The sequence below is a fragment of the Microbacterium wangyouchuni genome (genome assembly GCF_051546305.1).
Taxonomy (GTDB): domain Bacteria; phylum Actinomycetota; class Actinomycetes; order Actinomycetales; family Microbacteriaceae; genus Microbacterium.
The window spans coordinates 117488-139069 of sequence record NZ_JBPTMA010000006.1 but is presented as its reverse complement, the minus strand read 5'-3'; the positions used below and the strand labels follow the sequence as shown (position 1 = coordinate 139069).

General features: G+C 63.5%; 17 protein-coding genes. 10 read left to right on the top strand and 7 right to left on the bottom strand.

Annotated features, from left to right (window positions below):
- Positions 1 to 263: 263 nt before the first annotated feature.
- Both ACSS7Z_RS13455 and ACSS7Z_RS13450 read left to right on the top strand, forming a co-directional pair.
- The gene (locus ACSS7Z_RS13455; RefSeq protein WP_511261849.1) at positions 264 to 2789 is read left to right on the top strand and encodes a tetratricopeptide repeat-containing protein; all 2526 of its coding nucleotides are present in this window, start codon (positions 264 to 266) and stop codon (positions 2787 to 2789) included.
- A gap of 130 nt (positions 2790 to 2919) precedes the next feature.
- Entirely contained in the window at positions 2920 to 4944 is a 2025-nt protein-coding gene (locus tag ACSS7Z_RS13450) for an LPXTG cell wall anchor domain-containing protein (RefSeq protein WP_438255377.1), read from the top strand.
- 67 nt (positions 4945 to 5011) lie between these two features.
- On the opposite strand, the gene uvrB is transcribed toward ACSS7Z_RS13450, so the two are convergent.
- Positions 5012 to 7087, bottom strand: coding sequence for an excinuclease ABC subunit UvrB (gene uvrB, locus ACSS7Z_RS13445; RefSeq protein ID WP_438255376.1), 2076 nt, complete (start codon positions 7085 to 7087; stop codon positions 5012 to 5014).
- Positions 7088 to 7142: 55 nt separating this feature from the next.
- On the opposite strand from uvrB, the gene ACSS7Z_RS13440 reads away from it, so the two are divergent.
- Positions 7143 to 7772: a DUF4126 domain-containing protein gene (locus ACSS7Z_RS13440; protein ID WP_438255375.1), complete on the top strand. Its 630-nt coding sequence runs from the start codon at positions 7143 to 7145 to the stop codon at positions 7770 to 7772.
- Here ACSS7Z_RS13440 and ACSS7Z_RS13435 read toward each other — a convergent pair.
- The 3 genes from ACSS7Z_RS13435 to rpsA form a co-directional block, all read right to left on the bottom strand.
- Positions 7729 to 8946, bottom strand: a complete 1218-nt coding sequence (locus ACSS7Z_RS13435) for an MFS transporter (RefSeq protein WP_438255374.1) — start codon at positions 8944 to 8946, stop codon at positions 7729 to 7731. The genes ACSS7Z_RS13440 and ACSS7Z_RS13435 overlap by 44 nt on opposite strands.
- Positions 8943 to 9542: a dephospho-CoA kinase gene (coaE, locus tag ACSS7Z_RS13430; protein ID WP_438255373.1), complete on the bottom strand. Its 600-nt coding sequence runs from the start codon at positions 9540 to 9542 to the stop codon at positions 8943 to 8945. The genes ACSS7Z_RS13435 and coaE overlap by 4 nt, the downstream gene beginning before the upstream one ends.
- Before the next feature lie 98 nt (positions 9543 to 9640).
- Positions 9641 to 11104 (bottom strand): 30S ribosomal protein S1, encoded by a 1464-nt coding sequence (rpsA, locus tag ACSS7Z_RS13425; RefSeq protein WP_438255372.1) that lies wholly within the window; start codon positions 11102 to 11104, stop codon positions 9641 to 9643.
- Positions 11105 to 11314: 210 nt separating this feature from the next.
- Here rpsA and ACSS7Z_RS13420 point away from each other — a divergent pair, with 210 nt between their 5' ends.
- Genes ACSS7Z_RS13420 through ACSS7Z_RS13410 form a run of 3 tightly spaced genes read left to right on the top strand, consistent with a single transcriptional unit; the run spans position 11315 to position 13626 of the window.
- Positions 11315 to 11854 carry a hypothetical protein gene (locus ACSS7Z_RS13420; RefSeq protein ID WP_438255371.1) on the top strand — a complete coding sequence of 180 codons (540 nt, stop codon included), beginning with the start codon at positions 11315 to 11317 and terminating at the stop codon, positions 11852 to 11854.
- Positions 11855 to 11901: 47 nt separating this feature from the next.
- Positions 11902 to 12666: a hypothetical protein gene (locus ACSS7Z_RS13415; protein WP_438255370.1), complete on the top strand. Its 765-nt coding sequence runs from the start codon at positions 11902 to 11904 to the stop codon at positions 12664 to 12666.
- A gap of 39 nt (positions 12667 to 12705) precedes the next feature.
- Positions 12706 to 13626 (top strand): 5'-3' exonuclease, encoded by a 921-nt coding sequence (locus ACSS7Z_RS13410; RefSeq protein ID WP_438255369.1) that lies wholly within the window; start codon positions 12706 to 12708, stop codon positions 13624 to 13626.
- A 7-nt stretch (positions 13627 to 13633) separates the two neighbouring features.
- On the opposite strand, the gene ACSS7Z_RS13405 is transcribed toward ACSS7Z_RS13410, so the two are convergent.
- From ACSS7Z_RS13405 to trpD, 3 genes are read right to left on the bottom strand one after another with little or no spacing between them, the layout of a single operon-like run.
- On the bottom strand, positions 13634 to 14890 hold the full coding sequence (locus ACSS7Z_RS13405; protein ID WP_438255368.1) for an MFS transporter: 1257 nt from the start codon (positions 14888 to 14890) through the stop codon (positions 13634 to 13636).
- Positions 14878 to 15864, bottom strand: a complete 987-nt coding sequence (locus ACSS7Z_RS13400; RefSeq protein WP_438255367.1) for a PHP domain-containing protein — start codon at positions 15862 to 15864, stop codon at positions 14878 to 14880. The genes ACSS7Z_RS13405 and ACSS7Z_RS13400 overlap by 13 nt, the downstream gene beginning before the upstream one ends.
- A gap of 6 nt (positions 15865 to 15870) precedes the next feature.
- On the bottom strand, positions 15871 to 16935 hold the full coding sequence (trpD, locus tag ACSS7Z_RS13395; protein ID WP_438255366.1) for an anthranilate phosphoribosyltransferase: 1065 nt from the start codon (positions 16933 to 16935) through the stop codon (positions 15871 to 15873).
- A 179-nt stretch (positions 16936 to 17114) separates the two neighbouring features.
- Here trpD and ctaE point away from each other — a divergent pair, with 179 nt between their 5' ends.
- The 4 genes from ctaE to qcrB are packed head-to-tail and all read left to right on the top strand — an operon-like array spanning position 17115 to position 21522.
- Positions 17115 to 17768: an aa3-type cytochrome oxidase subunit III gene (gene ctaE, locus ACSS7Z_RS13390; RefSeq protein WP_438255365.1), complete on the top strand. Its 654-nt coding sequence runs from the start codon at positions 17115 to 17117 to the stop codon at positions 17766 to 17768.
- Between the two features lie 20 nt (positions 17769 to 17788).
- Entirely contained in the window at positions 17789 to 18592 is an 804-nt protein-coding gene (qcrC, locus tag ACSS7Z_RS13385; protein ID WP_438255364.1) for a cytochrome bc1 complex diheme cytochrome c subunit, read from the top strand.
- 39 nt (positions 18593 to 18631) lie between these two features.
- A complete protein-coding gene (gene qcrA / locus ACSS7Z_RS13380; RefSeq protein ID WP_438255363.1) occupies positions 18632 to 19711 on the top strand; it encodes a cytochrome bc1 complex Rieske iron-sulfur subunit in 1080 nt (359 codons plus the stop codon).
- A complete protein-coding gene (gene qcrB / locus ACSS7Z_RS13375) occupies positions 19708 to 21522 on the top strand; it encodes a cytochrome bc1 complex cytochrome b subunit (RefSeq protein WP_438255362.1) in 1815 nt (604 codons plus the stop codon). Before qcrA ends, qcrB begins: the two co-directional genes overlap by 4 nt.
- Positions 21523 to 21582: the final 60 nt, after the last annotated feature.

Below are 21582 nucleotides of genomic sequence, written 5' to 3'. Positions count from 1 at the left end.
GGGTGGGCTGTACCGCTGGTTCAATACGAACCTGATCCGCTTGGCGGGGCCTGCCGCGGTCGGCCCCTATGAAGCAACACCTCCTCCTACCCAAGCTCAACGCGCTGAGCGCGCGTGCCCACTGTGCGGACAGGCGATGAACGCGCACGAAATCGATCGATCAGGGCCGAAGCCCCTGATGCGGTGCCCGTAGCTCGCACCACCGAGTACCCGCAGTATCGGTAACCTATGGCCAGCAGAGAGATTTATTCGCAGCTGGAGGGGTGACGATGCTCGAGGTGAGCGAAGCGGTCGACTGGGATGCCGCACCGGAGGGCTTGGATCGGATCACCGCTGACCTGCGCGCCATGCGAAACGCCGCCGGCGCCCCGTCGTTCAACGAGATCACTCGACGCATCAGTGTTCTTCGCGAGCAGCGCGGTATTCCTCTGCACGAAAGACGTGTTGCCAGGAGCACCGTGTGGGCATCGTTCCAGGAGGGACGCCGGCGCCTTGACGCTGACGCCGTCGTCGAGATCGCGGCCGCCCTGGGACTACCTGAGCCGTTCCATGCCACCTGGGCGCAGCGTGTGCGTGCTGCTCGAACCGCAGCGGATGCTGCTTTCGTCGCCGTCGCACGACCCCAGGCCCCCGTACCGGTACCCTCCTTCGCCGGCCGTGCGCGAGAAGTCTCTGCCACGGCCACTGCGCTGTCTGAAGACCGACGAGTCTGGATCACCGGAATGCCTGGCTCCGGCAAGACGCAATTGGCGTTCATGGCCGTGCAGCAGCTCAACAGCGGCGGGAGTGTGTTTCTCGATCTGCGCGGGCGCAACGCCGAGTCTCCGCCGGTAGCCCCCGAGGCGGCTCAGCGCGCGATTCTTCGGCAGCTGAAGGTTGATGACAGCGCAACAAAGACCTCGGCCGACCGCGCGCATCTGATTCTCACTGCGCTCGCCGTGCAGGATTGTGCACTCATCCTGGACGATGCGACTGACTACTCCCATGTCGATGCGATCATCGGGCCCGGTGGCACGGGTCGAGTCGTCGCGACAAGCCGGAGCCTCCATGAAGACGCAGACTGGCAGATGATCCGGCTGCTCGGACTCGACCAGAACGAGACCACGGCGCTGCTGCGATGTTTCGCTCCGGGAGTCGACATCTCTGCGGCTGATTCCGAACGACTTTCGACGATCTCCGGCGGCTTGCCGCTGGCGGTCGCCCTGGTCGGTGCACGGCTGGCCACACACGCGGAGTGGACACTCGGCGAGCACATTGATCTCATGACCGAGCGGCTGAATTCTGACCGAGTCGATGATGAAGTGCGCGCGACACTGGAGCTGTCTTACGCCGAACTCGATGCACACGCCGCACAGCTGCTGCGCATCTTCGCTGATCTACCCATCGCCGAGATTGATGCGGAGAGCGCCGCGGCTGCGATCGAGACCGAGCCGGGCGCAGCGACCGTGCACATCGCTGCGCTGGCTGATGCCAACCTGGCCATTCGGCGCGACGATGATCGCATCGCTCTCCACGCGCTCGTGCGCGCATTTGCCCGCGAGCGCGCCAACGAAACGGATCCGCCGCGCATGCGCTCATCAGCATTCGAGCGGGTCGCGCTCCAGGCGACGCAGAAGACATGGGGAGCATACGCGACGATCGCTCGCAGCATGAGCGACAGCCCCCGCCGGAGCGACTTCGTATATCCGGAGCGCGATTGGACTGCAGATGAGGCTAGCGACTGGCTCTATTCTCAGCTGTCATCGCTGCTGGCGATGGCGCATGCGGCCCCAGAACGCGGACACCCGGAGATTCTCTTCCACCTGTCGGATGGGCTGAGTTGGTGGATGAACATCGCCGGCCGTACGACCGAAGCGCTGAGACTGCATCAGGCAGCTGCCGAGGTGGCTTCCGAGATCGGCGCTGGGCGGGCTCTGGCGACAAGCAGCCTGGATGCCGGCCAGCTGCTTCTGTACAGCGATGACCCGAGAAGCGCGCAGGCTCATTTCGATCGAGCCCGAATACTCGTTGATGAGACCGGACAGAACCCCGATCTGAGAATGGCGGGGCTTCTGACGAACATGTCAGCACTGGTGGATCTGCGGCTGGGGCAAGTTCCCGCTGCGATCGAGAAGCTGCAGCGCACAGTGCAACTGCATGAGAACAAGGACGACGAGGTCCCACTGTGCCTGTCGGCGCTGGTAAATCTGGGACTCTCCTTGCATACCGCCGGGCGCTTCGATGAAGAGCGCGACACTGTTTTGCGGGGACTCGAGCTGGCCGTTTCTGTCGGACATCGTCTGTTCGAAGCGAATCTGCGAACGAACTATGCAACCGTCCTGCTGGAGTACGACCAGTTCGAGGAGGCGATCCTCTCAGCTGACGCAGCCCGGACGATCGCCGAGGAGCTCGGCCATCCGTATCTCACGGTATACAGCGAGGTGACCGCTGCGAAGGCGATGATGCGACTCGGTGACCCCACCGCGGCATTGGTCCGGGCAGAAGATGCAATCACAACATCGCGCAGTCTGGGACAGCCGCTGGTGACGACGGAGGCGCTGATCCACTCGACACCCATCGCGCTGGCCGCCGGCGAGCACGATCGCGCGATGCGCATGCTCGACGAGGCCGAACCACAGCTCGGCGAGCAGGCCGACAACGTGCTGCGCGGTCGCCTTCTGCAGCTGCGCGCTGACAGTGCCACGGATCCGGCTGCCCGCGAAAAGCTGCTCCGCGCCGCCGTCGAGCAGTTCGAACTCGCCGGGTCGTATCTCGCGAACGACATCAGGGACCAGGTCGGAGCCCGCTGAGCTGAAACGGCTGGAGACGCTCGCGTTCCGATTCGTCCCGAATAGGAGCGCAACTGCTCCCCCTCTCGCCAGGATGTGCGTGATATGTGCCGTTGGCCGTGCACACCACGACCATCCACCGAGAGGGATCATGACATCATCACGTCGAAGCGCTCAGCGCTTCTTGCACCGCAGAAAGCTCGCACACCCCGCTGCCGTCACGATGGGCACGGGCATCGCGTTCGCGCTTGTTCTCGCCTCGGCGTTGCCCGCCGCCGCCCTGGATGACTCGCAGCGCAACGCTGACGAGACCGCTATCCCCGCACCAGCCGCCGCGCCCGCGGCAGCCGAAAAACTCGCTGGCGCCGCGGAGACCTTCGCCGTCCACGTCAATGCAGAAATCATCACGCAGGCGGAACTGGACATCGAAGGGCTCATCATCCAGGGCGTCGACTTCCCGGCAGGTTCCGAAGCGACCATCAGCATCCCTGGTGTCGTGTCAGAAACAGCCACTGTCGATGCCGACGGCTGGGTGTTCGCAACCCTGACCGCGCGTCTCGACGCTGGCAGCTACGTCGCGCGTATTTCAGCCGGCGGGATCACCCAGGAGACGGCCTTTGAAGTAACCGCGGGTGGTTACGAACCCTGGCTGTATCTCGAGGGCGAAGACGGCATCGCGCAGTGGGACATCAAACACAGCGGCATGCTCACCACCGGTGACGGGTTCCCCACGGATGCCACGCTCGATGTCCTGGTCGACGGGGTCGCAGAGCACCAGGTCACGTCCGATGAGGCGGGTTACACCGAGTTCACCATCAGCGGCGAGTTCTCGGTCGGCGAGTACGACCTCACGCTCGCGGCAGCCGATGTGGAGGCATCCGCTTCACGGACTTTCGTCGTCGATGACGATGCTGATTGGTACTCCGGCTGGGATCAGCCCACTATCTCAGCGTCTGCGTTTGTCGTCACAGAATCAGAGCTCGCCGCCACCGCACTGGTTATCGACGGCGAGGGGTTCCCCGACTACGCCACCGTTGAACTGACGGTGGATGATGGTGCTCCGACGGCTGTCCGCGCCGATGTCCTCGGCGACGTCGAGGCAGAGGTGTCCGGTCCGCTCAGCGTGGGCGAGCACACCGTCACACTCACACACCCCGTTGGCACCGCATCGGTGACCTTCAGCGTCGTGCCCGATGAGCAGGGTGCTTTCCCCGCCCCCGGAATCTACGAGGGCACATCACGGCAGACGCACGCGAGCAGCAATGAGATGAATGACCCGGAAGTTCGGCCGTTCTCTGTCGAGGTGAATGATTCCGGCGCGATCACCCTGGTGACGGGCGAATACTGGTGGGCCTGCGTCACTGCCGGCTACCACGGATCGGGCTTCGATGACTTCTCGACGGATCCGATTCCGACAACGCCCGTAACCGTCGGCCAGCCCTTCGAGATCGATTGGGAGGGGATCGCGATGACCTTCAAGCTACACGGCACCATCAATGCTGACGGCTCCGCGAGCGGACGAATCTGGGCAAACCTCGGCGTATGCGGTTCGTCGATCCTCGATTGGACTGTGCAGGGAGATGCTGTCCCGCAGCCGGTCGATCCTGACCCGACCGAGCCGGACCCGACCGAGCCCGACCCGACCGAGCCCGACCCGACCGAACCGGACCCGACCGAACCGGACCCGACCGAGCCCAAGCCGACCGAGCCGGACCCCACGGAGCCCAAGCCGACGGAGCCCTCAACAACCGCACCAGTGGCGGACTACCCGGCACCGGCCGAGGATCAGTTGACGGACGCCACGCTGGGCGAGATCACCACGGTCACCACCGCTCAGGCGGGCCAGACCATCACGGTGCACTTCGCTGGTGACCGGGCTGGTCAGAGCGCTGGCATGTGGCTGCTCTCGACGCCGTCGCCGCTCGGTGTGAAGACGGTGTCCGCCGAAGGCACGGTACAGATCACGCTGCCGAAGAATGTCACCGGAACTCACCGGATCGCAGCTGTTGCGGCTGACGGAACCGTTATCGGATGGCAGCAGATCACGATCACAGCGGCAGAAGACGAGCCGGGGCTGGCCGCCACCGGCGGTGAGGTGTCTTCTGCACTCATCTCGATCGCGGGGCTTACCGTGATCGCCGGAGCGTTGCTGATGCTGCGCCGTCGCACCGCCTGATCAATCGACTGGTACGTGAGGCTTGTGCCCTGGAGTTTCTCCGGGGCACAAGCCTCACTTGTTTAACTCAAGCGTGGCCCGCACGCTCCATCGCCCGCAGCTCCTTCTTCATATCTTGCACTTCATCGCGTAGGCGACCGGCGAGCTCGAACTTCAGCTCTGCCGCAGCCGCAAGCATCTGGTTCGACAGATCCTCGATCGTCGCCTCCAGCTGCTGCGCACCCTCTGCCGCGATTCCCTGGCGCCGCAGCCCCGGAGTCGGGCTCTTGCCTTTGCCCGATCTCGCGTTCCCTCTGCCGCGCAGCATCTCCTGCGTGTCAGATGCTTCCCTCGCCAGGACGTCAGTGATGTCGGCGATTCGTTTGCGCAGCGGCTGCGGGTCGATCCCACGCTCCAGGTTGTACGCAACCTGCTTCTCACGCCGACGATCGGTCTCGTCGATTGCTTTCGCCATCGAATCGGTGATCCGGTCGGCATACATGTGCACCTGCCCAGACACATTTCGTGCTGCACGGCCGATTGTCTGGATGAGGGAGGTCCCCGATCGAAGGAACCCCTCCTTGTCAGCATCCAGAATCGCCACGAGAGATACCTCAGGCAGATCCAGGCCCTCACGCAGCAGGTTGATGCCGACCAGCACGTCGTACACACCCGCCCGCAACTCGCTGAGCAGTTCTACACGTCGAAGGGTGTCGACATCCGAGTGCAGATATCGCACCCGCACACCATGTTCGCCGAGGAAGTCGGTCAGCTCCTCTGCCATCTTCTTCGTCAGCGTCGTGACCAAAACACGTTCATCGCGCTCGACGCGCACGCGGATCTCTTCGAGCAGATCGTCGATCTGCCCCTTGGATGGCTTCACGATGATCTCAGGATCGACCAGTCCGGTCGGACGGATGATCTGCTCGACAACGCCATCGGCGATGCCCATCTCGTACTTCCCTGGCGTGGCCGAGAGGTACACCGTCTGCCCGATGCGGTTCTTGAATTCGTCCCAGCGCAGGGGGCGGTTGTCCATCGCGCTGGGAAGCCGGAACCCGTGTTCCACCAGAGTGCGCTTACGCGATGCATCGCCCTCGTACATCGCTCCGATCTGCGGCACAGTCGCATGGGACTCGTCGATCACCATCAGGAAGTCGTCGGGGAAGAAGTCCAACAGGGTGTGCGGAGGCTCTCCCGGTTCGCGGCCATCCATGTGGCGCGAGTAGTTCTCGATTCCGGAGCAGAATCCCAGCTGCTGCAGCATCTCCAGGTCAAACGTCGTGCGCATACGCAGTCGTTGCGCCTCAAGCAGCTTTCCTTGGCGCTCGAACTCGGCCAGGCGCTGTTCCAGCTCAGCTTCGATGGTTCCGATCGAGCGCTGGATGACATCTGTTCCGGCGACGTAGTGCGAAGCGGGGAAGATGGGCACCGCGTCGAGTTTTTCGATGACTTCACCGGTGAGCGGATGCAGCGAGTACAGCGCCTCGATCTCATCGCCGAACAGCTCGATGCGGATCGCCGTCTCCTCGTAGACGGGAATGATCTCGATCGTGTCGCCGCGAACACGGAAGTTGCCGCGCGAGAAGTCGACGTCGTTGCGGTTGTACTGCATCGCGATGAACTGGCGGATGAGAGCGTCGCGGTCATAGCGCTCCCCCACCTGGAGCGCGACCATGGCTCGCAGATACTCCTCCGGCGCGCCGAGGCCGTAGATGCAGGACACCGTCGAGACCACGACGACATCGCGCCGCGACAACAGCGAGTTGGTCGTCGAGTGCCGCAACCGCTCGACTTCGGCGTTGACCGAGGAGTCCTTCTCGATGAATGTGTCTGTCTGCGGTACGTAGGCCTCAGGCTGGTAGTAGTCGTAGTACGACACGAAGTACTCGACGGCGTTGTTCGGCATGAGTTCACGGAACTCATTCGCCAGCTGCGCCGCCAGGGTCTTGTTGTGCGCGAGCACCAGAGTCGGGCGCTGAACCTGCTCGATCAGCCAGGCAGTCGTCGCCGATTTTCCGGTACCTGTCGCGCCGAGCAGCACCACGTCGGTCTCACCCGCGTTGATACGCGCGGCCAGCTCAGCGATCGCCTGCGGCTGGTCACCGGCCGGGGCATAATCGCTGATCACCTCGAACGGACGGACGCTGCGCGTGGGTTGCATACTTCCAGCGTAAGCGCAGCCTCAGACATCGGCATCGCGCATCTAGAGTAAGGCTGTGATCGAGTTTCTGATCGGCTCCAGCCTCGCAGCATCCGCTGGCCTGAACGCGTGGATGCCGCTGTTCCTGCTGGGACTGGCCGACCGCTTCCTGCCCACTGTCGAGCTGCCCTCCGGCTGGTCGTGGATCGCCAGCGACATTTCCCTGTGGGTACTCGGCACACTGCTGATCCTCGAGGTCGTCGCCGACAAGATCCCAGCCATGGACTCGATCAACGATGTGATCCAGAGCGTTCTGCGTCCAGCATCCGGTGGAATCGTGTTCGGCGCCGGATCCAGTGCGCAGACTCTCGCCGTCGATGACCCGTCTGCATTCTTCTCCGAGAACACCTGGGTGCCGATCATCACCGGCATCGTCATCGCGCTCATCGTGCACGTGGTCAAGGCGACCACCCGCCTTGCAGCGAACACCGTCACGGGCGGACTCGCCGCCCCGGCTCTCAGCACGGCCGAAGACGGAGCGTCCTTCCTGCTCGCGGCCCTCGCCATCGTGGTGCCGATTCTTGCCGGACTGCTCCTGATCGCGCTGATCGTCGCGGTCGTCATGTTCTTTCGCCGACGTCGACGCAAGCGCGAGCGCCGAGTCACCCCGCCGGACGGTCCGAACGCAGTAGCACCGTCGCAATAGTGGCGGCGAGCACGGCCATCGCGATCACCACGGTGAGAAACCAGCCCCAGCCGGCTTGGCCGAAGACCATGCCCAGCATCCAGCCGAACAGGCTCGATCCGGCGTAGTACGCAAAATAGTAGAGCGATGGCGCCTGCGCCCGAGTCTCCGCATCCGCGATTACCGGTGCCCAACTGGACGCGATCGCATGTGCTCCGAAGAATCCGGCAGTGAAGACGACGAGTCCCGCGAGGATCACGATCGGATGAGGTACGAGCATGAGCAGCACGCCGCTCAAAAACACGCCGATCGATCCGAGCAGAACGGTGCGACGCCCGACCCTGCTCGCGAGCGCCCCCGCCCACGGCGAGGAGAGCGTGCCGGCGAGGTACGCGAGGAACAGAAGCGTGACCAGCCACACAGGCAACAGGAACGGCGGCGCTATGAGATAGAACCCCAGATAGTTGTATACCGCGACAAAGGCCCCCATCAGCAGAAACCCCTGGGCGTACAGGGCCAGCAGCGGGAGGGAGCGCAGCGGACGGATAAGCCGAGTCAGCATGCCCGGACCAGCATCCGCACGCTTGCGACCAGGAATGAACCTTCGCGCACGTGGAACCAGCCGGAGAAACAGCACTGCCGCGAACGCGCAGAAAACGATGACGCTCCACACGCCGACGCGCCAATCGAAAAGCTCGCCCAGCGGGCCTGCGATCAGACGCCCGGAAAGACCTCCGACTGTGGTGCCGGCGGTATAGCTGCCAGCGGCGGCCGCGACGTGACCTGCGCGGATCTCCTCGCTGAGATAGGCCAGGGCCACGGCTGGAACAGCCCCAAGTGCCAGCCCCTCCCCCAGGCGCAGCACGAGGAGTACCGCGATCTCGGTACTCAGCGGCGCAGCCAGACCGAGCACCGTCGCGGCGATGATTCCGATCGCCATCGCCGGAACACGGCCGATCCGGTCGGCGACGAGAGACCACGGGATGACCGCTGCGGCAATGCCCAGTGTCGCCGCCGAGATGCTCAGCGCGGCTGTCGACGGTGCCACTCCCAGGTCGGATGCGATCTGCGGGAGCACAGCCTGCAACGAGTACAGCTGGGCAAACGTCGCCACCCCCGCGAAGAACAGTCCCCAGATCAGCCGTCGGTAGGAGCGCGTCCCGCGGCTGTGGCCCGTGAACTCTTCGGCATTCACCCCGCCTCGAGCTGCTTCCAGAGAGCATCCGTCTGCTGATAGGTCTGCTCCATCGTGCCCGCGGTGTCAATCACGACATCCGCGATAGCAAGGCGTTTGTCGTCGGAGACCTGCGCGTTGATGCGGTCCTGGGCTGCGTGCGGCTCCATGCCACGCAGTTCGATCAGCCGGCGCAGCCGATCCTCGGCCGGCGCGTGCGCAACCACGATCATGTCCCACGGGTCATCGACACGCGCTTCCACCAACAGCGGCACGTCGTATACGACGACGGCGGATGCGTCATCGGAGAATGCCGCATCCATTCGGCGCTGCGATTCCACACGCACCGCAGGATGCACGATGCCGTTGAGGCGTGCAAGTGCGTCCTGATCGGAGAACACTCGTTCTCCGAGGGCAGCCCTGTCCAGCGCACCGGATGCGTCGATGACGTCGGTCCCGAAAATCGCTGCGATCTCCTGGAGCACCGCAGAGCCGGGAGCTTGCACGTCACGCACGATCTGATCCGCGTCGATGACGACAGCGCCGTGTTCTTCGAGACGGCGAGCGATCGTGGACTTCCCGGATGCGATTCCGCCGGTCAGCGCGATGAGAGGCATGTTTACATCCTGGCACGCGGATGCCGCAGCATCCGCCCCGGCGAATGCGAAACGGACCGCCACCCGAAGGTGACGGTCCGTTTCAGAAGAGGCGTGGCTTACGCGTTGCCGCCCGAGAGCTTCTCGCGGAGAGCCGCGAGAGCTTCGTCGTCAGCAAGCGTGCCGGCACCGGAGGAGTCGCTCGTGAACGACTGACCAGCGGCAGCGCCGAAGTCGTCGCCCGCAGCGGCCTCGGCCTCGGCTGCCTTGGCAACCGCAACCTTGTGAGCTTCCCAGCGAGCCTGGGCTGCAGCGTACTCCTGCTCCCATGCCTCGCGCTGAGTGTCGAAGCCTTCCTTCCAAGCACCGGTCTCGGGGTCGAAGCCCTCGGGGTACTTGTACTCGCCGTTCTCGTCGTACTCGGCAAGCATGCCGTACAGAGCCGGGTCGAACTCGGTGCCGTTGGGGTCAACCGACTCGTTGGCCTGCTTGAGCGACAGCGAGATACGACGACGCTCGAGGTCGATGTCGATGACCTTGACGAAGACCTCTTCGCCAACGGAAACGACCTGCTCGGCCAGCTCAACGTGCTTGCTGGAGAGCTCGGAGATGTGAACGAGGCCCTCGATGCCATCTGCGACGCGAACGAACGCACCGAACGGAACGAGCTTGGTGACCTTGCCCGCTGCGATCTGACCGATCGCGTGCGTGCGGGCGAAGACCTGCCACGGGTCCTCCTGCGTCGCCTTCAGCGACAGGGAGACGCGCTCACGGTCGAGGTCGACCTCAAGGATCTCGACGGTGACCTCCTGGCCAACCTCGACAACCTCGGATGCGTGCTCGATGTGCTTCCACGACAGCTCGGAGACGTGCACGAGACCGTCAACGCCGCCCAGGTCGACGAACGCACCGAAGTTGACGATCGACGAGACCTGACCCTTGCGGACCTGGCCCTTGTGCAGGTTGTTGAGGAAGTTCGAGCGCGACTCGGACTGCGTCTGCTCGAGCAGTGCACGGCGCGAGAGAACCACGTTGTTGCGGTTCTTGTCGAGCTCGAGGATCTTCGCCTCGATCTCCTGGCCCAGGTACGGGGTCAGGTCGCGGACACGGCGCAGCTCGATGAGCGATGCCGGCAGGAAGCCACGGAGTCCGATGTCGACAATGAGTCCACCCTTGACGACCTCGATGACCGTACCGGTGACGACGCCGTCGTCTTCCTTGATCTTCTCGACATCGCCCCAAGCGCGCTCGTACTGTGCGCGCTTCTTGGACAGGATCAGACGGCCTTCCTTGTCCTCCTTCTGGAGAACGAGAGCCTCAACCTCGTCGCCGACCTTGACGACCTCGTTGGGGTCAACGTCGTGCTTGATGGAAAGTTCGCGGGAGGGGATGACACCCTCAGTCTTATAACCGACGTCGAGCAGAACCTCATCGCGGTCGATCTTGACGATCGTGCCTTCGATGATGTCGCCGTCGTTGAAGAACTTCAGAGTCTTCTCGACCGCGGCCAGGAAGTCCTCAGCAGATCCGATGTCGTTGATGGCGACCTGCTTGGTGGCCGGGGCGGTCGTTGCGCTAGTCATGTAGTGGGTTGTCCTTGTTGGGTGGTTACTCGGGCCTCAGCAGTGCTCACGCACAGGTGTGTGAGCACGAGAAGCGGATGGATTGGTTCTCAGCCACTTTGACATGCGGTTGCCTGCCAAAGGTGACACCTCAGAATATCAGAGAAAACACAGACCAGGACCTGTGGATAACTTCGACGCGGTATCAAGGATTCACGTTAGCGTGTGCGAGTGACTTCCCTGCGCTCAAGGACGAACCGATATCGGATGCTGGCGCTGCTGACCCTGGCGGTGGGCACACTGTGCGCCTGCACACCGACTCCCGCGCCGAGCCCGACGCCGACGGCCGCGTTCGCGAACGAGGAAGAAGCATTCGCTGCGGCGGAAGAGGTTTATCGGGCCTACACGCATGCGCTCAATAGCCAACGATCAGGAATAGCCTCCAGCGACCCCGCCGGTTTCCTGGTGGGAACTGCGCTCGAAGAACACCTGTCGAGTGAGCGAGACCTTGCGGAACGAAAGATCACTCTTGAAGGCGACACCGTGCTGGAGCAGCTGGTCGATGTCGAGGCAGATCTCGATAGCGACCCAATCACGTTGATCGGTGTCGCGTGCCTCGACATCGGTGACACACGTGTGATCGGAGAAGATGGGACGGACCTGACCCCGGCGCTCCGCGCACCACAGGCTGCTTTGCAGATCCAGTTCGTGGCAGTTGACGACACATTCTCGATCTCAGATTCCACAGTTGATGAGGGTTCAGAATGCTAGAACTTTTCTTATCTGCAGCGCTCGCGCTTAGTACTCCCTCATCCCCGGTGGCATTTGGTTGCAGCCAAATCGACGTCTTAGTCGGCGAGTGCACGCCGGAAGGCGACGAAGTCGTCATCGGCGGAACCGAGGTCGTTCCGGGTTCGCCGCCGGGCCATAACCCCGGCAGGCCGATTGGCAATGATGGGCCGAATCCTGCGCCCGCTCCTATCCCTCCCCCGATCGACCAAGACTTCGTCGATTGCCTCGACGACTGGGACTCCTATATCCGCTGCTTCGAGCGCACCAATGAAGACGTCGAGCCTGATGAGGAAGACGTCGTCGAGATCCCGACTGTCACGATCAGCGATGTCGTGCGCTTCGCCCCGCACGGTTCGCTCGTCGCCGGCGAGCCGGACAACGTCGGCGTCGTGGGGCTTCCGACCAACTTCGTCGCTTCGGCTGACGAGCACACGGTGTCCGGTGAGCTGTTCGGCTATCCCATGGTCGTGCGATTCACGCCAGTGGGATTCGACTTCGACTACGGCGATGGAGCGACCACGACAACTTCCACCGGCGGGCTGAGCTGGGACGCACTCGGCGCAGCTCAGTTCACACCGACGGAGACGAGTCACACCTACGCCGCACGCGGCATCTACGCGGCCGACGTCTCGGTTCGATACACGGCCGCCGTCGACTTCGGTATCGGCTGGTTCCCCATCACTGGCGAGGTGACCTCGACCGGCGCAGCGCAGGAGATCAGGATCTTCGAGGCACACACCGCCCTCGTCGCGCACACATGCGAACAGGATCCGCGCTCCCCCGGCTGTTGACCCGGACGACGTCGCCCCCCCCTGTGCCATGCTGATTTCATGAGCGACAAGCTGATGCTGCTGGACACCGCCTCCCTCTACTTCCGAGCGTTCTACGGTGTGCCCGACAAGGTGAAATCGGCGGACGGCACCTCGGTGAATGCGGCACGCGGCCTGCTCGACATCATCGCCAAGCTCGTCAAGCTCTACGAGCCCACTCACATCGTCGCGTGTTGGGACGACGATTGGCGCCCGCAGTGGCGCGTCGACCTGATCCCGAGCTACAAGGCGCATCGTGTCGTCGAGCTCGTCCCAGCCGGCCCCGACATCGAAGAGGTTCCCGATCCACTCGAGGCGCAGCTGCCGATCATCCGCGAAGCGCTGCGACTTCTCGGCATCCCGATCATCGGTGTTGCCCAGCACGAGGCGGATGACGTCATCGGCACGCTCGCCACTCGCTCGACGATGCCGGTCGACATCGTCACCGGAGACCGCGACCTCTTCCAACTGGTCGACAACGATCGCGGCATCCGCGTCATCTATACGGCACGGGGAATGAGCAATCTTGAGATCGTCACCGACGAGACCGTCGTGAAGAAGTACGGTGTGCTGCCATCGCAGTACGCCGACTTCGCGACGCTGCGCGGCGATGCATCGGATGGACTACCCGGCGTTGCGGGCGTCGGAGACAAGACCGCAGCGACGTTGCTGCAAGCGCACGGCGATATCGCTGGCGTCCGTGCCGCAGCCGAAGCCGGGGAGGGAATGAGCGCCGGCATCCGCGCGAAGCTGCTCGCAGCCTCCGGCTATCTCGATGTCGCGCCGACGGTCGTCGAAGTCGCGCGAGGTCTCGACATCAGCTGCCCGAGCGACCCCGTGCGTGCACTCGATCCTGCCGAGGCCGACGCCGCCACTGATCTGGCCGAGCGTTGGAACCTCGGTTCCTCGATGGACCGCGCCATCGCAGCGCTCGGGCGTTGACTCCAGCTCAGGCTCGTCGGAACGCGACGAACATCGCAGACACGAGAGCGGTCGTATAGACAGCGGCGACAATGAGCATTGTGATCAGCGGCAGCTGCCAATCACCGGTGCTCTCGTTCAACGCGCCCATGATCGGCGCGCTGAACGCCGCAAGAACATATCCCCCACCCTGCACAAATGCAGACATGGTCGCAGCCTCCGATGCCGAGCGCGACGCGCGGATCAGCCCAGTGAAGATCAGAACGAATCCGCTCGAGTGAGCGATCGCGCCGAAGGCCGCCCAGATGCCCGCCAGCTCCGGAGCGAACAGCATCCCGAGCACCATCGTGGCGAAGCACACCCCCATGAGCACAGCCGACGGCACCGCCCCGACGTATCGCAGCAGAGCCGGAGCCAGAAACGCGCCGGCGATAGCCACGCCCTGAAACAGTGACGCCAGCGCGCCAGCGGCCGCGGCATCAACTCCCGTCTTGTCCATCAGGATCGTCGGCAGCCACGTCGACATTGCGTAGTAGATCGCTGATTGCGTTCCGAACGCGGCGAACAGCAGCCAGACGATCGGCCGGCGAACCGTTGCCGCGACACTGTTATCGACGATGACGGGCATCGGTCCGGTGATCGCCTCAGCATCCGCGCTCGAAAGCCCCGGCTGCGGCGCCGATCCGGAGAGCCGCTCCGCAGACCGCGTCGCTCCGCGCGATCGCATGATGTGCACCACCCACAGAGCGATGCCGGCAACGGTGAACACGCCCCACAGCAGAAGCGCGAGCCGCCATCCGGTAATCGCCGCCAGCGGCACCGTCCCCAGCGCTGTGATGAGCGAGCCGATGTTCATCGTCGCCGTGTATGCCGCTGTCGTTATCGCCGTGCGCTCGGGAGGCAGATCGCGGCGGATGATGACCGGGATCACGACGTTTCCGATCGTGATCGCCGCGCCCATGATGAACATGCCGGTGAGCATCGGCCCGAACCCGGGCAGGGCACGCACGAAGGTGCCCACCAGCACGCCGCCGAGGGTGAGCAGAAGTGCGAGCTCCGCGCCGGCGCGCCTGATCAGAAGCGCAGCGAAAGGCGTCAGCGCAGCGAACATGATGATCGGCGCCGTGGTGAGCAAACCCGCCGACGCCGCACTGATATTCAGATCATCGATGATGTCGGGGAGCACCGGAGTCAGCGCGATGATGGGGGAACGCAGGCTCAGCGCCGCCACCAGGATTCCGGCGAGAACGAGCCAGGGAAACGCGCGCCGTGTCATGCCGCCCATGCCCGCAGCCGCTCCACGCCCCAGGTCGTGACGATCCGCTCCGCCGGAACACCAGCCTGCTCGGCGCGCTCGGCACCGTAGTCCAGCAGGGAAAGCTGTCCGGGCGCATGGGCATCTGAATCGAGTGCGAACAGGCATCCGGCATCCAACGCCAGGGCGATCAGTTCATCCGGCGGATCTTGCCGCTCTGGGCGCGCATTGATCTCCACCGCCACGGCGTTCTCGGCGCAAGCGTCGAACACTGCCCGCGCGTCGAACTGCGACGGAGGCCTGGTTCCGCGCTCGCCCTGCATGAGACGCCCAGTGCAGTGTCCGAGCACGTTCACCCGCGGATGCGAGACAGCAGCGATCATTCGCACTGTCATCGGGCCGGCATCCATGCGTAATTGTGAATGTACGGATGCCACGACGATATCGAGCTCCGTCAGAAGCTCCGGGTCCTGATCGAGTTCGCCATCATTCAGGATGTCGACCTCGATGCCGGCCAGCATGGTGAAGGTCTCGGTCGATGCGGCCCTGACCTGCGGAATCTGCTCACGCAGTCGCTCGGAGGAAAGCCCGCGTGCAACCCTGAGCCGCGGTGAGTGGTCGGTGATCGCGAGATACTCGTGCCCGAGTGCTCGCGCAGCATCCGCCATCGTCTGGATGGACGTCGTCCCGTCTGACCAGTCGGTGTGCGCGTGCAGATCGCCGCGCAATCTGCCCCGAAGTTCAGACGTCCGCTGCGGCGCCACCTCACCGCGGAGCGAGATCAAATACTCCGGGACATGACCTGCTTGCACCTGCTGAATCACGGCGAAGGTCGATTCTCCGATGCCGGCAGCCGCGCGAAGGCGGGTCGGATCGTTCCGCACCGACTCCGCAAGGGACTCGTAGGTGGCGGCCGCCTGGCGAAAAGCCTTCGCCCGATAACGCGATGCTCGTTCGCGCTCCAGGAGCGTCGCGATCTCGAGCAGAGCGGCTACGGCATCCATGACATCTCAGCTGGCGGCGAGCTCACGTGTGGAATCGACCCACGCTTCCAACTTCGCTGCTGCGCTGCCGTTGTCGACCGCAGCCTCCGCACGTGCGAAGCCATCACGCAGGCGCTCGAGAATCGGACGCTGCACCTGCGTGGCATCCTGCGACAACTCGAATGCGACGATTCCTGCCGCCGCATTGAGGAGCACGATGTCACGCACCGGGCCCTTCTTCCCCGCGAGTGTGTCACGCAGAACGCCGGCATTGTGCTCCGGAGATCCGCCGATGAGGTCAGAAAGATCAGCGGTCGGGATGCCGAGATCGCGAGGATCGAGGTCGTGCTCGTGGATGTCACCGCGGGTGACTTCCCAGATACGACTGTGCCCTGTCGTGGTCAGCTCATCGAGGCCATCGTCACCGCGGAACACGAGCGCCGTCGCTCCTCGGGTGCGGAAGACACCGGTGATCAGCGGTACACGTTCGAGCTGCGCTACTCCCACCGCGTTCGCTTCCGCACGCGCCGGGTTGCACAGCGGCCCGAGCATATTGAACACCGTCGGAACACCGAGCTCGCGTCGCGCGCTGCCAGCGTGCTTGAACCCGGGATGGAATGCCGCGGCCCACGCGAAGGTGATTCCGGTGCGCTCAAGAACTTCGGCTACGTGCTCGGGTGGCAGCGAGAGCTCCAAGCCCAGTGCGCCGAGAACGTCGCTGGACCCCGACGCCGAACTCGCCGCACGGTTGCCGTGCTTGACCACCGGGATGCCCGTGGCGCCGATGATCACTGCGGCGGTCGTGGAGATATTGACTGTTCCGATGCGATCTCCGCCAGTACCGACGATGTCGAGCACGTTCGGCGATACGGGAAGCGGAACCGCTGCTTCAAGAATCGCATCGCGGAAGCCGACGATCTCATCGACCGTCTCGCCCTTGGCACGCAGAGCAATCAGAAAGCCGGCGAGCTGGGCATCGGAGAGCTTCCCCTGCATCACCTGACGCATCGCCCATGTCGACTCCCAGACGCTGAGATCGCGTCGCTCGAGCAGAGAAGTGAGCACATCGGGCCAGGTGAGTGAGTCTGCCATGAGCCGATCTTATCGGCGTGAATAAATTCCATCGCACACCGGCGAGCACCCGTATGCGCTGTATCCCTTGACTTCATCGAGTATTCGCAGGTACTTCTTAGGTAGGCCTAAGTACCCAATCAGGGAAACGGGCCACCCAGGTGCAAGAATCATGTCTCCGTATCGGCCATAATGGAGGAGTGACCACCTCAGCGACCTATGCCCCGGCGGCAAGAACCATCAAGCGCCCGAACTCGGTAGCTGTCGGCACCATCGTGTGGCTCGGCAGCGAGGTGATGTTCTTCGCGGGACTGTTCGCGATCTACTTCACCCTTCGCAGCACGTCCCCCGACCTTTGGGCCGAACGCACCGAACTGCTCAACGTTACGTTCGCGGCGATAAACACCGCGATCCTGGTGTTCTCCTCGTTCACGTGCCAGATGGGCGTGTTCGCGGCAGAAGATCTCCAGTCGTACCGCATCAAGAAGGGGCAGCTCAACGGCGCAGGACGCCGCCGCCTCTTCGGATGGGGAATGGTCGAGTGGTTCTGGCTCACCTTCGCGCTCGGCGCGATCTTCGTCTCCGGTCAGGTATGGGAGTACGCCACTCTCGTCGCAGAGGGCCTTCCCATCCAGGCTGATGCTTATGCATCCGCGTTCTACCTGACCACTGGCTTCCACGCCATCCACGTCACCGGCGGACTCATCGCGTTCCTACTCATCATCGGACGCGCGTTCGCAGTGAAGAACTTCACGCACAAAGAGGCGACCTCCTCGATCGTCGTGTCCTACTACTGGCACTTCGTCGACGTCGTCTGGGTCGTGCTGTTCTTCGTCATCTACTTCCTGAAATAAGAGCGGAGCTGACCTGCGAAATGGCACGAGAGAAGAAGCGTCGCTCAAACGGACGCCGTAGCCCCCTGGCCGCTGCTGCGTTGATCGGAGCAGGCCTCCTCATCACTGGAGGCATCTACGCCGGAGCATCTGCGGCGTTTGCCTCAACAGATGCCCAGCCGACGGCGAGCACTCAGCTCACCGTCGAAGATGGCAAGAAGCTGTTCCAAGCGAACTGTGCGACCTGTCACGGCCTTGACCTGCAAGGAACCGACAACGGCCCGAGCCTGTATGGCGTCGGCGAACTGTCTGTCGAGTTCCAGCTGGCCACCGGTCGCATGCCCCTGCAGATGCAGGGACCGCAGGCACCGCAGAAGGAGCCGCAGTTCACCCAGCCGCAGATCGAAGCGATGGCGGCTTTCGTTCAGGAATCCGCCCCGGGACCCAGTTATCCCGCAGACGAGATCCTCGACGGCAACGGCGACGTCTCGCACGGTGCGGAGCTATTCCGCATCAACTGTGCGATGTGCCATAACGTCGCATCTGCCGGTGGAGCACTGACCGAGGGAAAGTACGCCCCGGGCCTCGCGAACACCAGCGCCCTGCACATCTATGCAGCCATGGTCACCGGCCCGCAGAACATGCCCGTCTTCGGCGACATGAACCTGTCGGACGAAGACAAGCGCGACATCATCTCGGCCCTGCTTTACCAGCAGGAGGCTGTGCAGATCGGAGGCTTCACGTTGGGCTCACTGGGCCCGGTCTCTGAGGGCCTGTTCATCTGGATCTTTGGTATCGGCGGCCTCGTCGGCCTCGCTGTGTGGATCACAGCGAAGTCCAACTAGCACGCTTAATCATTCAAGAAGGAACGTACGAGGAGCACCATGGCACACGACGACGACTCGCAGGCTCTTGACAGGGCCTACCAGCCCTCTCCGGGGCTGAGTGTCGCAGTCAGCGATCCCGCACAGAACCCCGGGCTTCCGCCGCACCGCGAGCGGATGACCGACAAGGATCCGAAGGCGGAGAAGCGCGCGGCTCGCACGGTCTACACCCTGTTCTACCTGTCTCTTGCAGGGAGCATCTGGGCCGTTGCGGCATACATGCTGTTCCCCATCGAAGACCAGTCGTTGCTCTCGATCCGGCACAACAACCTCTTCATCGGACTCGGGATCGCACTGTCGCTCCTGTGCATCGGAATCGGCGCCATTCACTGGTCCAAGGCGCTGATGTCCGACAAGGAGCACATCGAGATGCGCCACCCCACCCGGGGCACGGACGCAACACGTGAAGCTGCCGTCGAGGTGTTCGCCGCTGCAAACGAAGAGTCCGGCTTCGGCCGCCGCACGATGATTCGCAACTCGCTGATCGCAGCGATCGTTGCATCCATCGTTCCCGGTGTCGCGCTGTTCCGCGGCCTGGCTCCGCACAACAACGCAGACGGCAACCCGATAGCCGGTGACCCGGTCGCGCTTCTGAAGCAGACCATGTGGGAAAAGGGGCAGCGTCTCGTACGCGACCCCGACGGCACCCCCATCCGCGCAGCGGACGTCACTCTGGGTTCCGCGTTCCACGTCATCCCTGAGAATCTTGTTTCGCTGTCGCACCATGACGGCTACCTCGAGGAGAAGGCAAAGGCCATCGTGCTGATGATGCGCCTTCGCCCTGAGCAGTTGATCGAGTCCGAGGAGCGCAAGACCTGGTCGTACGACGGCATTGTCGCGTACTCCAAGGTCTGCACGCACGTCGGATGCCCCGTCGCACTGTACGAACAGCAGACACACCACCTGCTGTGCCCGTGTCACCAGTCGCAGTTCGACGTCACCGATCACGCCAAGGTCATCTTCGGCCCAGCCGCGCGTCCGCTGCCGCAGCTGCCGATCACCGTTGACGACGAGGGCTACCTCGTCGCACGCAGCGACTTCACCGAACCTGTCGGCCCGAGCTTCTGGGAGCGCCATTGAGCACCGCAACGCTGTCCAAAGAGGACAAGGACAACAAAGCGCCCCTCGGCGGCCGCTTCATCGGAGCAGCCTCGAACTACATCGATGAGCGCACCAGCATCTCCGGTATCGTCAAGGAGCTGGGTCGAAAGATCTTCCCAGATCACTGGTCGTTCATGCTCGGCGAGATCGCGCTGTGGAGCTTCGTCGTCGTGTTCATCTCCGGAACATTCCTGACGTTCTTCTTCGAGCCCTCGATGGTGCCCACGCACTACACGGGCGCTTACGTCCCGATGCGTGGACTTGAGATGTCGGCCGCATTCGAATCTGCTCTGCGCCTGTCATTTGACGTGCGCGGCGGCCTTCTTGTGCGCCAGATCCACCACTGGGCTGCGCTCGTCTTCATCGCCGGCATCGGTTTGCACATGCTCCGTGTGTTCTTCACCGGCGCGTTCCGCAAGCCGCGTGAGCTCAACTGGGTCATCGGCTTCGTGCTGTTCATCCTTGCCCTGGCAGAAGGCTTCACCGGTTACTCGCTTCCGGATGACCTCCTCTCGGGTAACGGTCTGCGCATCATCGACGGCATGATCAAGGGTCTCCCCCTGATCGGAACATGGACCTCGTTCTTGCTCTTCGGTGGCGAGTTCCCCGGCACAGACATCGTCGGCCGCCTGTACAGCCTGCATATCCTGCTGCTGCCGCTGCTTGTGATCGCACTGATCGTTGTGCACCTCATGCTCATGATCATCAACAAGCACACGCAGTTCGCCGGCCCCGGCCGCACGAACGACAACGTCGTGGGCTACCCGATGATGCCGGTGTACATGTCGAAGATGGGCGGTTACCTGTTCATCGTCTTCGGCACCATCGTGCTGATCGCGACGTTCTTCCAGATCCTGCCCTTCTGGGAGTACGGTCCTTACGACCCGTCTCCGATTTCGGCAGGTACGCAGCCGGACTGGTACATCGGCTTCGCTGATGGCGCTCTGCGCCTGGCACCGCCGAACCTGGACATCGTGATCCTGAACCACACGCTTTCGCTCGGCATCCTCATCCCGGTCGCAGTCCTCGGACTGTTCATCGTCGCTGTCGCGATCTACCCCTTCCTCGAGGCGTGGATCACGGGCGACAAGCGTGAGCACCACCTGGCTCAGCGCCCGCGCAACGCGGCAACGCGTACCGCGATCGGCGTTGCGGGTGTCATCTTCTACGCAGTCCTGTGGGCAGCGGCATCCTCCGACCTCATCGCGACGCACTTCATGCTCACGATGGAAGGTGTGATCCACACGCTCCAGGCGACGCTGTTCCTCGGCCCGGTTCTCGGATACTTCATCACGAAGCGCATCTGCATCGCGCTCCAGAAGAAGGACCGCGAGATCGTGCTGCACGGCTACGAGTCCGGTCGCATCGTTCGCCTTCCCGGCGGCGAGTACATCGAGGTTCACCAGCCGGTCGACACGTACGACCGTTGGAAGCTCATCGACATCGACACCTATGAGCCCCTCGTCGTGCGCCCGAACGCCAAGGGCCGCATCCCGTGGACCGAGAACCTGCGTTCGTCGATCTCGCGCTGGTTCTTCGAGGACCGTCTTGCTCCGCTCACTCAGGCTGACGTGGATGCTGCAGACGCCCACCAGAGCCACGTGACCGCGAACACAGCTGAGGCTGAGGCCGAAGAGATCCAGGGCGCTCACGAGCGCGCTGGTGCTCCGGACGCCCCGCTCACGCCCACGCCGGAGACGCACGTCGATGAGACGCCCAACACTCCGAGTTCGGTCATCGCGACTGACCCGGTGAAGAAGCCTCGCAAGAAGAAGGAAGAGGGCAAGTAACACTCCCCTCCCCTGCTGAAGGGCCCCGTCCATCTGGACGGGGCCCTTTCTTCATGTAAT